Here is a 16,114-nt window from a genome sequence, read left to right on the forward strand (position 1 = left end):
AAATCAACGTAAGAAATTCGTTAAGATAATATTAAATCACTTTATATATATCTACGTAATAAGTGTTTTATAAGTTTTGAGGCAGATTTTTAGTGCTCACCTTAATGCCGCTTTAAATATTGTCGGTTTTTTGTAAGGAAATTTACACCAACTCATACTGACAAATTGTAACCTTTTACATCAGCAATTTACAAATTTTGACAGTAAATAAAAAGATATTGACATCGTTTCTCGAATAAACTACAAACTTAATCGTGGCCAAATAAAAAATCTGCTTAATTACTAATGAATTAACCTTTTTATAAATGCTTTTGTTTTCTGAAAAAGGCTGTCCACCGACAACTATTTAGGCAAGCCCCGCTAACACGACAAGTCCGTTTGTGTAGAAAAACACAACCCGGGCTTTTCGTTAATATCGGGTTTAATTAACAAGTATATTACATCTATTAACGCAGATTGCTCAAGCTGCGGAACTAATCTTTTACGGTTTGAAAAGACATCGCATCAGTAGTCAAGAATAATTTATTCCAAGAAAATCTAACCCCAAATAACTAACGTATATGTAACTGATTTTGACAAACAATATGGAAACTCTCTACCAACGGTTTTTTATTATACTTTTTTTGCTGCTTGCTTTTGCCGGCAGAATAGTGGTATATGCAAATCCCGTTACAGAAACAGCCAAAGAAGTCATCAAGAAAAATTCGACTGACGAAACTGATAAGTCAGCTTCAGACAAACAAAACCAACTGGAAGAAAAAGTGAAACTAACAGATCTTGATTTGAACCAGGTTTTAAATTTTGTATTTTCCGATTTAAACACCGCCAATCAGCTTTCATTCTCCCGCAATTTCATTTTAGCTTATTGCCATCTTCAGGTACCTGAACAACCCCCGAAATAGTAGCCTACCTAGCTCCTATTTTTTCAATTAAAATAATTACTAAAACTACAATCATGATGAAATCTAGACATTTCTTCATAATGGCACTTTTTGCCCTTATGACCCCAATTTTATTTTCTGCCTGCAAAAAGGACAGAAAAAACCTGATGGAAACACTTGTTCCGGGCCCGGATTTAAATTTTTACGCATTAACATCCGACAGCAAATTGTTGATGATCAATGCTAAAAACCCTTCTTCTGCAACGTCGACAGTAAACATTTCTGGCTTACAACAAGGCGAAATGCTTTTAGGAATAGATTTCCGCCCTGCTACAGGACAGCTTTATGGCCTAGGCAGCACTAGCCGTTTATATGTGATCGATCAAAAAACAGGTGCAGCAAGATCCATTTCTGCCGCTCCTTTTACTACATTATTATCTGGTACAGCTGTAGGTTTCGATTTCAATCCAACGGTAGATCGTATTCGCGTGGTGACTAATAATGGTCAAAACCTACGTTTAAACCCAGAAACGGGCACAGTAATGATTGTAGATGGCGCCATCAACGGTGTTTCAAATGCAAAAGTTACTTCGGTAGCTTATACACAAAACAAAGCCGGTGCTACAGCAACCGTTCTTTTTGATATTGATGCTGCTACGGATAAACTTTATAAACAAGATCCACCGAATGATGGGAAACTGGTTGAAGTTGGAAGCTTAGGCTTCGATGTTGAAGAAGCTGGCGGTTTCGATATCAATTCTGATGGAACTGCGGCTATTGCAGCATTATCGGTTGCAGGAACTTCATCTCTTTTCACTATTGATACCAATACTGGTAAAGCATCAAAAATTGGAAACCTTCCTGCAAATATTACAGGGTTAGCTATCCCAACTGAGCCAGTTGCTTATGCAGTTTCGAATAATAATGAGTTATTAATTTTCAATCCAATGGCTGCAACACCAACAATTGCGGTTAAAATGATTGCTGGTATTCAAACTGGCGAACAAATTTTAGGGATAGATTTCCGTCCACTAAACGGCCAACTGTATGCTTTAGGCAGCAGCAGCAGAATCTATACCATTAATACATCTTCTGGGGCAGCTACGGCTGTAGGTATTGCTCCATTTAGCACTTTGTTGAGTGGCACACAATTCGGCTTCGATTTCAATCCAACTGTCGATCGCATCAGGATTGTAAGTAATGCTGGTCAGAATTTAAGGTTCAATCCATTGGATGGGAGTGTAATTGCAGATGGAACATTAAATCCTGCAACTACAGGAATTACTGGTGCTGCTTACACCAACAACTTTTTTGGCGCAACTACAACAGTTTTATTTGATATCGATTCAATTAGCGATAAGTTGGTAAAACAAGATAATCCAAACGGTGGATTGTTGGTTGACGTGGGTGCTTTAGGTGTTAATGTTGAGGCAAGCAACGGCTTTGATATAGGAGGTACTAGTGGCTTAGCTTACGGCTTATTTACCGTGGGTACAACCCAAAGAGTTTATAGCGTAAACTTAACTACTGGAGCAGCTACTGCTGGTGCAACTATAACAAATGCGTCTAGAGGTTTTGCTTTAGGATTAGGTTTTTAATCACTATATTTTATTGATGAATGGCTGCAGTATAATTACTGCGGCCATTTTTTTTGGTATACTAATTCTAGCTATCGCTTAGATTTTTGTTTCAAAATAAGCATCTTTGCAGAAATAAAATTCCATTATGTCTGACGAAAAAATAATCTTTTCAATGGCTGGAGTGAGTAAAATCTATCCACCACAAAAACAGGTTTTAAAAAATATTTACTTATCATTTTTCTACGGTGCTAAAATTGGCGTTGTCGGTTTAAACGGTTCTGGTAAATCATCTTTACTTAAAATTATTGCTGGCTTAGATAAATCGATACAGGGCGAAGTTGTTTTTTCGCCAGGTTACTCTGTAGGTTATCTTGCGCAGGAACCAATTCTTGATCCTGAGAAAACAGTACGGGAAGTGGTTGAAGAAGGTGTTGCAGAAGTGACTGCTATTTTAAAAGAATACGAAGAAGTAAATGAAGCTTTCGGCTTGGAAGAAAATTATTCTGACGCCGATAAGATGGATAAATTAATGGCTCGTCAAGGCGAACTACAAGATAAAATCGATGCTTTAGGTGCCTGGGAAATCGATTCGAGATTAGAAAGAGCAATGGATGCTTTGCGCTGCCCTGATCCGGAAACGAAAATCGGCGTACTTTCAGGTGGTGAACGTCGCCGTGTGGCCATGTGTCGCTTATTGCTTCAAAAGCCTGATGTTTTATTATTGGATGAGCCAACCAACCACTTGGATGCAGAAAGTATCTATTGGTTAGAGCAATTCTTACAAAACTACGAAGGAACCGTTATCGCCGTAACCCACGATAGGTATTTCCTAGACAACGTAGCCGGATGGATTTTGGAGTTGGATCGCGGTGAAGGTATTCCTTGGAAAGGCAATTATTCATCATGGCTAGATCAGAAGGCCAAACGTTTGGCACAAGAAGATAAAACAGAAAGTAAACGTCAAAAAGCTTTAGAGCGTGAGTTGGAATGGGTACGTATGGCACCAAAAGCACGTCATGCAAAATCTAAGGCTCGTTTAGCAAATTATGACAAGCTGGCATCTGAGGATGGAAAAGAAAGAGAAGATAAACTGGAGCTTTTCATCCCTGCGGGTCCTCGCTTGGGGAACGTGGTAATCGAAGCAACGAATGTAACTAAAGCTTATGGCGATAAAGTTTTGTTTGATAACTTAAACTTTTCGTTGCCACCGGCTGGTATTGTCGGCATTATCGGTCCAAATGGTGCAGGTAAAACTACTTTATTCCGCTTAATTACCGGACAGGAAGAACCTGATAATGGAACCTTCCGTGTGGGTGAAACTGTTGAGCTGGGTTATGTAGATCAAATGCACAATGATTTGGATGCAGATAAAACCGTTTACGAAAACATTACCGATGGTTTGGATAACATTCAATTGGGAACCAAAGCCGTTAACGGCCGAGCTTATGTTTCAAAATTCAATTTCAACGGGGGCGATCAACAGAAAAAAGTAGGTATTTTATCGGGTGGAGAACGTAATCGAGTTCACCTGGCCATTACTTTAAAGAAGGGTGCAAACGTACTTTTGCTCGATGAGCCGACGAATGATATTGATGTAAACACTTTACGCGCATTAGAAGAAGCTTTAGAAAACTTTGGTGGTTGTGCTGTAGTCATCAGTCACGATAGGTGGTTTTTAGACAGGATTTGTACACACATTTTAGCTTTTGAAGGCAATTCTGAAGTTTATTTCTTCGAAGGAAATTATTCTGATTACGAGGAAAATAGAAAGAAACGCCTGGGAGATGTAGCTCCGAAACGAATTAGATATAAAAAGTTAAACTAGTACAAAAAGTCCCGAGTAAAATCGGGACTTTTTTTTTATCAATTTAATGTGAACTTGTAATAAACGGAACATTCGGTTGCTGACTTTCCTTAGCTTTTCTCTTTCCTCTAAAAAAGAAATAAAGATTAAGAAACAGCATAATTCCTAGGTAAATAGAAAATCCACCGATTTTAGAGCTTAAAGCTTCAACTAAGTCCTGATAGCTATTGGAGTAGATGGTTATTTTCATGATTAAAAGCGCAAAACCAACATTCAATAAATAAAATCCTGTTTCGAAAAGTTTATTTGTTGCATTTGCAATCTCCTCTCTTCCTTTAAAAATATCGAGCATGTAAATCTTACTATTTTTAAATAATGTTTTTGAAACATAAAAAGTTAAGAAAAGTGCTACTGGTAAATAGACAGCATAACCGATTAAAATTTTGGTAGTTTCCATGACTAAATTTTTAGATTGTTATTTAATTAATTTATGAATGGTATTGGTAAGCAAAAAAATATTCGAATAATGTAATATTGAAAGTATGCAGATGATTGTGGCCACTTTGCTAGCCAAAACTTCTGCGAGTTGCAGAGGGTTGTTAATGGTTTCCCAGCTTATGAGCGTCATAGCGCAATAGCCGATATTAACCAAATAGTAAGAAACCAAAAGTGATTTGTTAATTTGTTGGCACAATTCCAAATGATCAGGAATCAGTGCAGCGACAAAAATATTACCGTATCGATAGCAAATTTTTCCCACTATAACGATGATAAAAACAATTACTGAAATGAAGATGCCGTAACCTAATAAATTGTAATTCATTTTACCAGCTTTTAATGATTATCAACCCCATGCTATCCAATCAAAATTCAGTAGCAATAAATCCACATACTTTCATTTTGATGAAGTAAATATAAATACTATTTCCTGTATTTTCAAATATTATTGAAAGTTTAAATAAAAAAATAAACCCATGACGGTTAGCCATGGGTTTATTTTATTTTCTTCTTCTTAAGATTTTATCTATTGCTTGTTCTGTTACGGTTTCCATCACCTTGTAACCAGCGAAATTCGGATGTACTCCATCTTCAGTATATTCGGCTTTTTGTCCATTTCTTTCGTCTACCAATGGTGTCCAATAATCCAAAATAGTAAAATGATTGGCTTTTGCATAGGCAACAATTTCATCATTAAGCGAAATAATCTGATCTGCCACACCTTTTAAATTTTTATTCCAAGGGTACTCGTAAATGGGCAAATATTTGCAGAGAATAACCTTAATATGATTTTTCTTCGCCAATTCGGCCATTGATTTGATGTTGTTTAAAACCGTTTCATTGCTTACGTGTCCCTTGTTTCCAGCCAAATCATTGCTACCTGCTAAAATAATAACTGCCTTCGGTTTCAGGTTAATAACATCCTGCCTAAACCTAATCAATAATTGGGGAGAGATTTGTCCGCTTATTCCTCTATCTATATAGGGGTTGCGCTTAAAATATTCGGGATCTTTCTGTTTCCAGAATTCGAATATTGAACTACCTAAAAACACCACTCTTTTCTCGCCTTTTGCTGTCGGGGCCAACAATTCGTTTTCTCGCTTATATTTGGAAAGCGCCGCCCAATCGTCGGAAAAATCCTCCTTTTTATTTGGATCGGATTGTTGGGCAAATAAGGTTACAGAGCTTAAGGCAAATAGGAATATTAATATCTTAATTTTCATTAACATGGAATGTTGTTAATCGATTTACTTTTTCTCTTCTCTAGGGCCTCTTTTATAGATTACCAAACCATTTAAGAAATTACGCAAAATCTGATCTCCACAGGGCTTGAAATTTTCATGGTCTTCATTTCTAAAAATATCGCCCAATTCAGCTTTTGTAACTTTAAATCCAACTAAATCGCAAATGGTAATAATATCTTCCGTTTTTAATGACAGTGCGACTCTCAATTTTTTTAAAATATCGTTATTGCTCATGTTTTGTTTTTAATTATTGAATGAGTGAATGATTGAATTATACACCTAACTTTACTGCCCAATTCTATTTAACCTTCAACCTTCAGCTAACTCGCTATCTCCAGTTTTAATTTCTTTCCTTTAATTTTCTCGCCAGCCAATGTGCGCAGCAATAGATCAGCTTTCGCTCGCTTTACAGCTACATAGCTTGTGGTATCTTTCACTTCTATTAATCCCAATTCCTCTTTGGCAAGTCCACCTTTTTGCAAGAATAAACCTACTATATCTATTTTATTAATTTTATCTTTTTTTCCGTGTGCCAAATACAATGTTACCCAATCACTGGCTTCCGGAATAGCATAATTGTCTTTAAGCTCTTCCTCTTCTATATTTTCTGGAAGATACTTATAATTTTCTTCAGGGGTAATTACAGCATAGGCAGTTCCCTTTGCATGCATCCTGGCTGTACGTCCATTTCGATGAATATAGGCATCTTCAGTATAGGGCAGCTGATAGTGAACGATGTGTTCAATTTCAGGGATATCGAGCCCACGGGCGGCCAAATCAGTTGTAATTAAAATTTTGTGACTGCCGTTTCTGAATTTCAATAGTGCTTTCTCCCTATCAATCTGCTCCATTCCGCCATGAAAAACATCATGTCCTAAACCATGCTCAAACAAAATATCACTAATTCGATCTACCGTTTCACGGTGATTACAGAACACCAGCGTATTTTTGTTCCCTATCTTACTTAATAACCTAAATACGATTTCCAATTTATCTGCTGCTGGTGCCGTTACCTTTTTCAATATTAAATCTGGCTTGGCTTTTAAGTTTGTAGAAAAATCAATATCCACAGGATTCTTCAATTTAACAAAAGCAGGAATCTCTTCCATTTTTGTAGCCGAAGTAAGAATTCGTTGCTTCAAAGATAAAAGCTTACCGATGATGTAAGACATATCCGATTCGAAACCAAACTCCAAAGATTTATCAAACTCATCCAGAATTAAATTTTCGACGAAAGATTCATCAAAATTCTGGTGTTCTAAATGATAAGCAATCCGACCTGGCGTACCGATTAATACAGCCGGTGGATGAGTCAGGTTATTCTTTTCTACTCGAACGGCATGTCCTCCATAGCAACAATTAACCTTAAATGGACTTCCCATTTGTTTAAAAACCTGCTCAATTTGCAAAGCAAGTTCTCTTGAAGGCACCAAAATCATGGCTTGAACGCCTTTAACTTCGGGTTTTAATTTTTGCAGCAAGGGCAATAGAAATGCCAAGGTCTTGCCAGATCCGGTTGGCGCAATCAGCAATACATCGTTGCCGGATTTTACTGCCTTTAAAGCAGCCTCCTGCATCTCATTAAGCTTGGTAATATTTAATCTTTTTAAGGCGTCCTCTATCATTTCGCCAAAGATAAGCATTTCGATTGGCCCTGATAAAATTCAATTAGAACTTAAACAGCCTTGATTTAAGTTTTCTAATAGCAGAAAAGCTGAAGCGTTTTTCCAATAACATTAACATCCTACCACGTTTGGCCATTGATGAATTAACTTTTTCTGTTACAAGATCAACAGATGATTTTAATCTATCAGTTAAATCATCCGCAAATTTATTGGCTCTGCTGTTTTGCAAAAGCTGAGGTTCTTGAATTAATTCTGCTCTCATAATCATTGGTTTTTAATATGACATGTAACAAATAAAACGTTCGTTAAGTTGTAATTAATATGAATCAATTGATATTAATCACAATTAAAACACTTAACTTGTTGAAAACTAAGTTTTTGTTAACAAATAAACAACCTAGCTTAACATCAATTTAATTTCTAGCTCCTATTTTTATATAAACCAAAGTACCATTTGTGCCAAAGGGATTCCTTTGGAATTAACCTTAAAAAACAACTTAGTGTATGACCTGGAAAAAATTTAGTGGAGAAATCATCCAATCTTCTATCCTTGAAGAAGTAGAGCAAGCCATTATCCGAGAAACAGAAAATGGCTACAAACTGAAAGTCTGTATCGGAACCGATTCGCAAGTTAAGGGACTAACAACCGATTTTGCAACGGTTATCGTACTGCTAAGAGAGCATCATGGAGGCTTCATGTACATCCATCAGGAAAACAGCACTCAACAAGTGGGTATAAAAGAAAGAATGTTGATGGAGGTTCAAAAATCAATCGAAACCGCTTATTCTATTTGCGATTTGCTGGATATTTATGATGTTGCTCTGGAAGTTCATGCAGATATTAACACCAATCCTTCTTTCAAATCGAACAAGGCACTAAACGATGCCATGGGATATATTTTAAGTATGGGCTTTATTTTCAAAGCCAAACCTGAAGCATTTGCCAGCTCCACCTGCGCAGATAAAATGGTACACTAGTTTTGCAAAGAAAATTTATAAGAGTATCTTTAACATAAATCATTTTGTATGAAGAAGATATTCCTTTTATTATCTCTGGCTTTTTCGATTAACACATTTGCGCAGACAAGCGATGAAGGCTCGTACACAAAAGTTGGCGATACAGCGCCTACTTTTACATTCGAAATCGAAAAAGGCAAAATTGTAGATTTAGCCGATTTTAAGGGTAAATTAATTTTAATTAACCTTTTTGCCACCTGGTGCCCACCCTGCAATACCGAGTTGCCACTGGTGCAAAAACAAATTTGGGATAAGCATAAAAACGACAAAAACTTTCAATTTTTTGTATTTGGAAGAGAGGAAGGATGGGACAAATTGATACCCTATAAAACGAAACGAGGTTTCACATTTCCTATTCTTCCTGATGTAGACAGAAGTATTTTCAGCAAATTCGCAAAACAATCTATCCCTCGAAACATTTTGATTGATCAAAATGGGAAGATCATTTATCAATCTATTGGCTACGAAGAAAAAGAATTTCAGAGCCTGGTAAAATTGATCGACGATAAATTGAATGCTGCAGCTAACACAAAATAACGCTGAATGTGTTTATGTATAAAAATCTGATTTGAAATTACATAGGACAGAATTCACTCAAAAACTTCCCATTACCATAGAAAAAGCCTGGGATTTTTTCTCTTCGCCGTTAAATCTGGCAGAAATTACTCCAGCTGATATGACTTTCGATGTTACTTCGCCTAATATGGAGAACACAAAGATGTATCCAGGTTTGATTATCACTTACAAGGTATCGCCGCTTTTGGGAATAAAGCTCGACTGGGTTACGGAGATTACCCACGTAAAAGACCAGGAATATTTTATAGACGAGCAGCGCTTTGGGCCATTTGCCTTCTGGCATCATCAGCACCATTTTAAACCAATAGATAGCGGTGTTTTAATGCATGATATTTTGCATTACAGCGTAGGTTGGGGGCCAATCGGTAATGTAGCAAATGCACTTGTGGTGAAGAACAAAATCAAGGGTATATTTGATTTTCGTTACCAAAAGGCAGAAGCACTTTTTGGTAAACCATAACCTACCACTTCTTGGTAGAGATGGTTTTTTCTTTTGCAGGTACTGGTGCTTTTTTATCTGTAGCCAAATACTTTTTAAACGCCTCACTTAATTTTGCAACTTTTGCATAGGCTCCGGCTTGAACATCTCTCCAAGACCCTGCGTTTAATTTATCCGCTTGCTTTTCGAGTGGCGTAGCAACGTTTGTTTTGGCTACGAAATTACCATAGCGATCTCTTTGATAAGGAATGTAGGTAAAATCAGTTAACCAATAGCGATACTTCCCTTCCTTAACCTGGAAAGAAAAATTATAATTTAGTTCGCCGCTAGGATGACCAACAACTAAAACAGTTTTATCGATTATTAATTTTCCTGTAGCTAAAATAGAAGTATCTGTGCGCTCTGTTATTTTTAATGAATTTTTGTTAGCAGAAAAAAAATCTGTTGCCCGATCTATCAACACTGCCTTATCAAGGTTTTGAGAATCAACAACTTTATAATAATTAAACTTACCATTTTCATCTTTAGGAAATTGCTTTTCCTGAGCCGAGAGCTCAATTGTTAAAAGTAAGAGAAAAATTGCGAGTGTATATTTCATATTAATGGTGTTAATCGGAACTTAAGGTAAAAAAAAGCCGCCAGTTTAGATGGACTGGCGGCTTGGTAAATATTGATTGCCTTTAGAAAGCGTAAACTGCTGCTAATGAAAACTGCCCGGCATTTGGAGCAGCCATTCCATTTTCCTTTGCAAATGGTTTAGTTCCGCTATGATCTAATCTAACCTCGGGAATGAAAGTTAAGCCTCCAGATTTTATGTTGGCTGTTAGCGTAACTGAAGTATACTTGTCACCCTCAATACCACTTACATTTTTGTATTTAAAATACTCACCTCTTAAACCCAATGCAACTGCATCTGTAAATGCATATTGAGGATATAGTGCTGCACCAGCATAGCCGCCAGCATCATCATTGATATCATAGTTGGCTGCGTTTAAACCCAACTTGAACTTATCTGTAATTTGATAAGCAGTAGTTAAATCAGCAATTGTTCCATAACCACCACCACCAGCACCAGATAATACGTTCAAATATGCAGTCCAGCCCTCAACAGGCGAAACCATTAACTGACCACCAATACTTGATACGCCACGAGTTGCCGTATAAACATTCCAATCGTTGAATAAACCAGCCATTAAACTTACTTTATCAGAGAATTTATAGGTTGCTTTAATTCCCGCATTTTGGAAAGGGCCATTGGTGAATAAGTACGAAGTAGAATAGTTAAAATTTCCTACCGGAGATATTACTTCATAACCAATAAATGTTCCCATGTAACCTGCCGTCATAGAAAACTGATCTGTAAAATCGTAGTTTACGTATAAGTTTTGGATATGGAAAGATGATCCATCATCAGAAGCATCTAAAATTGATTGGGTTTGGCCTCTTGGTCCGAATGAAAGTTCACCTACGAATGATGCTTTTCCGGTTTTTTTCTTCAAAACCAAATCAATCATCCCTAATGATACTGAATTATGATCTGATGCAAATGAAGTTCCGATATTGGTTTGTTTAGCAAAATCGTACTTAAAATAGGTATCAACCGAGCCCGAAATTTCGAGTGGAGATGTTGGCGTTTCTTGAGCGAGGGCGCAGCTAGCGCTGGCCATTGCGAAAATAGCAGTTAAAAATTTCTTCATGTTTGAGCTTTATTTGGGTTTAGATATTAATAGAAGGTTAGGCTATTGGTTCTGTTAAAGGGCTATTTTTTTCAATGTAGATAGCTCTCTCTTCCACTAACAATGTACCTTGAGAATACTTTTCATTATGTTGCGATTCATCAAGTCCCATTTCTTCTTCCTCTTCTGATACACGAATTGGTTGGATTAAGTTGATAAATTTAAAGATGATGAAAGACACCACAAAACTGAAGATGATTACGATTACAGCACCTTTAATCTGAGTAAAGAAAAACTCAGTACCGCCATACAATAAACCATCAGCACCAATGCTGTTTACCGTTTTTGTTGCGAAAACACCTGTTAAAATCATCCCAACAATACCACCAACACCGTGGCAAGGAAATACATCCAAAGTATCATCTAAGCTTGTTTTTTGTTTCCATGAAACAACCAGGTTAGAGATTACTGACGCGATAACACCAATAAAGATACTTGAAGGAATACTTACAAAACCAGCACCTGGAGTAATGGCTACTAAACCAACTACTGCGCCAATACAGAAACCTAGAACGGATGGTTTTTTGCCTCTCGCTACATCAAAGAACATCCATGATAAACCTGCCGCACCTGCCGCAGTATTTGTGGTTAAGAAAGCTGAAACTGCTAAAGAGTTTGCTCCTAAAGCCGAACCTGCGTTAAAGCCGAACCAACCGAACCAAAGTAAACCTGTACCAATTAATACGTAAGGAATATTTGCAGGCGGAACTTCTTTATGCTCTAAGTGAGATTTTCTACGTTTTAATACCAATGCCCCCGCTAAAGCTGCCATACCAGCTGAAATGTGAACAACTGTACCACCGGCAAAATCGAGAACACCCATTTTTAATAAGAATCCTTCTGGCGACCATGTCCAGTGTGCCAATGGCGAGTAAACGAAAATGGCAAACAATACAATAAACAAAATGTAAGAGGTAAATTTGATACGTTCAGCTACAGCACCAACAACCAAACCTGGAGTGATGATGGCGAACATAAGTTGGAACACAGCGAAAAGCGATAAAGGAATAGTACCCCAAGCTGGTCCAGAGTTTACACCTTGAAAGAACAAATAAGTTGAAGGATTTCCAATAAATCCACCTATTGATTCTCCAAACGCTAGACTGAAACCTACAACTGTCCAAAGAACAGTAATAACCCCCGCAGCAACTACACTTTTAATCATAGTTGATAGTACATTTTTACGGTGAACCATACCACCATAGAAAAATGCAAGACCAGGAGTCATTAAAAACACCAAAGCTGCCGAAATTAAAACGAAGGCAATATCAGGTGCACTGTATTTTCCATCGTCAAAATTTGGAAGTAAAGGAATAAATAGTGCCGCAATTGCCACAATCATTAAGACTGCGAAGGGCGCATACTGTTTGAGGGAAAATTTACTCATGTTTTTTAGTTTAATTTGTTTGTTTTAATAAATCTCTTAATAATTCAATAATTATTTCTATAAAAATACGACATATTGTAATTTTTACATCATTTAATTAAATAATTATAACAAAAACAACAAATTTTTATAAAACACAGCAAAAAACAACGCTAAAAATGAAACGATAACAAAAAACGATACCTTTTATAGGCGCATTTTAACAAAAACAAAATCGGATATTTTGAAAGAATAACAAGTTTTTATCAATTTTTTGAAGAATATTATCACATTAAAGCCGTAAAAACAAAAAAAATCCTACGATAATTCGCAGGATTTAATAAAAAAGCTAATAAAAGGTAAATAATTAACCTAAATAAAGAGAACCCTGAACAACCTCTCTTTTTTCTAGCGCTTTATCTATATATGTTTGAATTGCCGATTTATTTAACCCCCAATTTGGCGCAATTAGCAAATCCCAATCGGAAATTCCAAATAAACGCTGAATTACAATATCTGGCCGTAGCATCGGAATAAGTTCGCAGAGCAAATCTGTATATTCTTCTAGGGTAAAAAGCTTAAAGGGTTCTTTTTTATATTTCGCACCCATTATAGAACCCTCCACAATATGAAGGTGGTGAAATTTAACAAACTTAATTTGAGGGAAACGATTGATTTCATGAATATAGCCATGCATCATTTCCTTAGTTTCCCAGGGGAAACCAAAGATGGTGTGCACACAAAGCTCAAGTTTACTATTTTCCAGGAGCTTAACTGCGGCTACAAATTCTCCATGACTGCAGCCTCTGTTAATCTGTTCTAAAGTTTCATCATAAATGGATTCCATTCCCATTTCCAAATCAACGTCGAAACGATCGGCGTAACTTTCCAGCAAAGCCACTTTTTCTGCGTCAATACAATCGGGACGAGTGCCTACCGAAAAACCAACAATATCTTCTGTATTTACTGAAAGTGCTTCATCATACATCATCTTTAAATAATGTGTTGGCGCATAGGTATTGGTGTTCGGCTGGAAGTAAACGATAAACTTATCGGCTTTGTAACTGGTTCTAGCACGCTTAATTCCCTCCTCCAATTGCTCCCTAATGGTAGGCATCTTGCGTGACGGCTCGGGCGTAAAAGAATCTACATTGCAATAAGTACAGCCACCAAAACCTTTACTACCATCTCTGTTAGGGCAGGTAAAACCACCATCTACGATTACTTTAAATACACGCTGGCCGTTATATTTTTCACGTAGATGTGTGCCATAATTTTTATATCCTTTTATACCTAAATCAACCTGTGTTCCCATCGTCGCAAAAATACACAAATAGATTTATAGTATAAGTTTTTAGCTTTTAAGTTTACATATCGATCATAAATATTAAAAATCAAAACAGTATTCCATTTGAATGGGGGATTTCCCGTCTGGCTACCGTGGCAAGCAATCATTAAAAGTAAAATGGATTTTTATGCCGTCTGGTTCACGGATTTAGTTTCATGCAATTGTTGAAATTGATTAAACCCGACTGTTGCGGAAATCCTTTTTATAAACCTTATAGGTTTCGGCGTAGCCGTTTGAAAACCTATAAGGTTTAAATAAAAAGATTGGAGTGAAGGCGGGACCTCGGAAACCGATGGACACAGAAACCTGCTTTCGAATAAAAAAATAGCTTACAGACATTATTCTACAAAAAGGAGCAAATAAATCTGCTCCCTTACAATGTTAACTTTTTAATATCAACTTTAAACTGAACCTTCTTTTGTTCTATTGATAAAGAAATATACCGGAACACCAAGTAAAACAATGATAAGCCCAGGCCAGGTATATTGTTGTTTATATATCAAAAGCAAGATGCAAAATGCAGCACCAATTAATAAGTAAACAATTGGCGTTATTGGATATAACCAAGTTTTATATGGCCTTTCTAAATGGGGTTGCTTCAATCTTAAATATATAACGCCAAAAACGGTGATCATATAAAATAGCACGATAACAAAAGAAATCATATCTAATAAGTTGCCGTATTGGCCGCTCAAACATAAAACCGAGGCCCATATTCCTTGCATCCAAAGTGATTTTTCAGGCACTCCGTTTTTATTGTTTTCAAGAGCAGCTTTAAAAAACATTCCGTCTTGTGCCATGGTTTGAAAAACCCTTGCTCCTGCCAGCACGATACCATTTACACAGCCGAATGTAGAAACCATTACCAGAACAGCCATTACAATTGTTCCGATCCCACTTCCGAAAATTTGTTCGGATGCAGCAACAGCAACCCGATCATTAGCAGCAAATGCAATACTATCTCTACCTAAGGTATTCAGATAAATAAAGTTAACCAATAGATAAAGAATCATTACTGCCGAAGTGCCCAAAACCATTGATCGGACTACATTTTTCTTTGGATTTTCAATTTCTCCCGAAACGAAGGTTACGTTTTCCCATGCTACACTTGAAAATACAGAGCCCACCATTGCAGCGGCGATGCCACCCATAATAGTCATTCCGGAAATAGATTCCCAGCCCGATTTGGTCAAATTGCCAGCCGAATCTGTTTTAAGATTATTAAAAGCATCCCAACCGAAGCTCATGTTTTCAGACCAGAAGTTGCTCTTCACCAACAGAAAGCCTAAGATAATTAAGCCGATTAAAGCCACTATTTTAGATCCTGTAAAGATGTTTTGCAATATTTTGCCGCTTTCTACACCTTTTGTATTGATATAAGTAAGCAATAAAATCACACCAATGGCTAAAATCTGTATCCAGGTAATTTTATATCCACCACTTTGAAAAATCGGAGCGGCATCATTTAAAGCGGGTATTAAATAGGCGGTAAATTTTCCGAAGGCTACCGCAACAGCTGCAATGGTACCCGTTTGGATTACTGTAAAAAGTCCCCAGCCGTAAAGGAAGCCCATCATTTTACCAAAAATTTCTTTGAGATAAGTGTATTGACCTCCTGCTTTTGGAAACATTGCCGATAACTCCCCATAACTAATTGCAGCAGCAACCGTCATTACCCCGGTAATTACCCAAACCACAATTAACCAATAGCCAGAGCCGAGGTTTCTCATGATATCGGCACTGACAATGAAGATTCCGCTACCAATCATTGATCCCATTACCAACATCGCAGCATCAAAAAGACCTAATTTCCTTTTCGTAGATCCCTTTTCCTGAAGATTTTCCATTTTAAATTTTTAGTTTGGTTTTTAGTTGTAGTTAGCGGCTAATTTATTTATAAAAATACATAAAGCAACTTCTTGCTTTGTATTATTTTGATGAAGATGAAATGCCTGAATGACATTTAGCATTAAGAATGTGTTGAAAATTCCGCACTTCAG

17 protein-coding genes are annotated in these 16,114 nt (G+C 36.8%); 6 read left to right on the top strand and 11 right to left on the bottom strand.

The features are described 5' to 3' along the window. The first annotated feature begins 584 nt into the window (after positions 1–584). From OQZ33_RS18945 to ettA, 3 genes are all read left to right on the top strand, one after another. Positions 585–902, top strand: a complete 318-nt coding sequence (locus OQZ33_RS18945; protein ID WP_265800878.1) for a hypothetical protein — start codon at positions 585–587, stop codon at positions 900–902. 53 nt (positions 903–955) lie between these two features. Then, positions 956–2,479, top strand: coding sequence for a DUF4394 domain-containing protein (locus OQZ33_RS18950; RefSeq protein ID WP_265800879.1), 1,524 nt, complete (start codon positions 956–958; stop codon positions 2,477–2,479). A 127-nt stretch (positions 2,480–2,606) separates the two neighbouring features. Beyond that, positions 2,607–4,286, top strand: coding sequence for an energy-dependent translational throttle protein EttA (gene ettA / locus OQZ33_RS18955; RefSeq protein ID WP_265800881.1), 1,680 nt, complete (start codon positions 2,607–2,609; stop codon positions 4,284–4,286). A gap of 43 nt (positions 4,287–4,329) precedes the next feature. Here the strand turns inward: ettA and OQZ33_RS18960 are convergent, their stop codons facing one another. The 6 genes from OQZ33_RS18960 to OQZ33_RS18985 form a co-directional block, all read right to left on the bottom strand. Next, a complete protein-coding gene (locus OQZ33_RS18960) occupies positions 4,330–4,722 on the bottom strand; it encodes a hypothetical protein (RefSeq protein WP_265800883.1) in 393 nt (130 codons plus the stop codon). 18 nt (positions 4,723–4,740) lie between these two features. Further along, positions 4,741–5,088 carry a hypothetical protein gene (locus OQZ33_RS18965; protein WP_265800884.1) on the bottom strand — a complete coding sequence of 116 codons (348 nt, stop codon included), beginning with the start codon at positions 5,086–5,088 and terminating at the stop codon, positions 4,741–4,743. 175 nt (positions 5,089–5,263) lie between these two features. Then, the gene (locus OQZ33_RS18970) at positions 5,264–5,986 is read right to left on the bottom strand and encodes a GDSL-type esterase/lipase family protein (RefSeq protein WP_265800885.1); all 723 of its coding nucleotides are present in this window, start codon (positions 5,984–5,986) and stop codon (positions 5,264–5,266) included. Between the two features lie 24 nt (positions 5,987–6,010). Beyond that, a complete protein-coding gene (locus OQZ33_RS18975) occupies positions 6,011–6,241 on the bottom strand; it encodes a DUF1456 family protein (protein ID WP_047798500.1) in 231 nt (76 codons plus the stop codon). Positions 6,242–6,327: 86 nt separating this feature from the next. Continuing rightward, positions 6,328–7,632, bottom strand: a complete 1,305-nt coding sequence (locus OQZ33_RS18980) for a DEAD/DEAH box helicase (RefSeq protein WP_265800886.1) — start codon at positions 7,630–7,632, stop codon at positions 6,328–6,330. A 43-nt stretch (positions 7,633–7,675) separates the two neighbouring features. Further along, positions 7,676–7,894, bottom strand: coding sequence for a hypothetical protein (locus OQZ33_RS18985; RefSeq protein ID WP_265800888.1), 219 nt, complete (start codon positions 7,892–7,894; stop codon positions 7,676–7,678). 242 nt (positions 7,895–8,136) lie between these two features. Here OQZ33_RS18985 and OQZ33_RS18990 point away from each other — a divergent pair, with 242 nt between their 5' ends. The 3 genes from OQZ33_RS18990 to OQZ33_RS19000 are packed head-to-tail and all read left to right on the top strand — an operon-like array spanning position 8,137 to position 9,685. Beyond that, positions 8,137–8,610: a ribonuclease H-like YkuK family protein gene (locus tag OQZ33_RS18990; protein WP_265800889.1), complete on the top strand. Its 474-nt coding sequence runs from the start codon at positions 8,137–8,139 to the stop codon at positions 8,608–8,610. 48 nt (positions 8,611–8,658) lie between these two features. After that, positions 8,659–9,186 (top strand): TlpA family protein disulfide reductase, encoded by a 528-nt coding sequence (locus OQZ33_RS18995; RefSeq protein WP_265800890.1) that lies wholly within the window; start codon positions 8,659–8,661, stop codon positions 9,184–9,186. Positions 9,187–9,217: 31 nt separating this feature from the next. Next, entirely contained in the window at positions 9,218–9,685 is a 468-nt protein-coding gene (locus OQZ33_RS19000) for an SRPBCC family protein (RefSeq protein ID WP_265800891.1), read from the top strand. A gap of 1 nt (position 9,686) precedes the next feature. On the opposite strand, the gene OQZ33_RS19005 is transcribed toward OQZ33_RS19000, so the two are convergent. The 5 genes from OQZ33_RS19005 to OQZ33_RS19025 all read right to left on the bottom strand — a co-directional run bounded on the left by OQZ33_RS19005 (position 9,687) and on the right by OQZ33_RS19025 (position 15,961). Further along, the gene (locus OQZ33_RS19005) at positions 9,687–10,262 is read right to left on the bottom strand and encodes a DUF4468 domain-containing protein (RefSeq protein ID WP_265800892.1); all 576 of its coding nucleotides are present in this window, start codon (positions 10,260–10,262) and stop codon (positions 9,687–9,689) included. A gap of 82 nt (positions 10,263–10,344) precedes the next feature. Continuing rightward, positions 10,345–11,361, bottom strand: a complete 1,017-nt coding sequence (locus OQZ33_RS19010; RefSeq protein WP_265800893.1) for a porin — start codon at positions 11,359–11,361, stop codon at positions 10,345–10,347. A gap of 37 nt (positions 11,362–11,398) precedes the next feature. Then, positions 11,399–12,787, bottom strand: coding sequence for an ammonium transporter (locus OQZ33_RS19015; protein WP_265800895.1), 1,389 nt, complete (start codon positions 12,785–12,787; stop codon positions 11,399–11,401). 346 nt (positions 12,788–13,133) lie between these two features. Beyond that, positions 13,134–14,081, bottom strand: a complete 948-nt coding sequence (locus OQZ33_RS19020) for a TIGR01212 family radical SAM protein (RefSeq protein WP_265800897.1) — start codon at positions 14,079–14,081, stop codon at positions 13,134–13,136. Positions 14,082–14,515: 434 nt separating this feature from the next. Beyond that, on the bottom strand, positions 14,516–15,961 hold the full coding sequence (locus OQZ33_RS19025; RefSeq protein WP_265800898.1) for an APC family permease: 1,446 nt from the start codon (positions 15,959–15,961) through the stop codon (positions 14,516–14,518). Positions 15,962–16,114: the final 153 nt, after the last annotated feature.

It is taken from the genome of Pedobacter sp. MC2016-05, assembly GCF_026239735.1.
GTDB lineage: Bacteria > Bacteroidota > Bacteroidia > Sphingobacteriales > Sphingobacteriaceae > Pedobacter.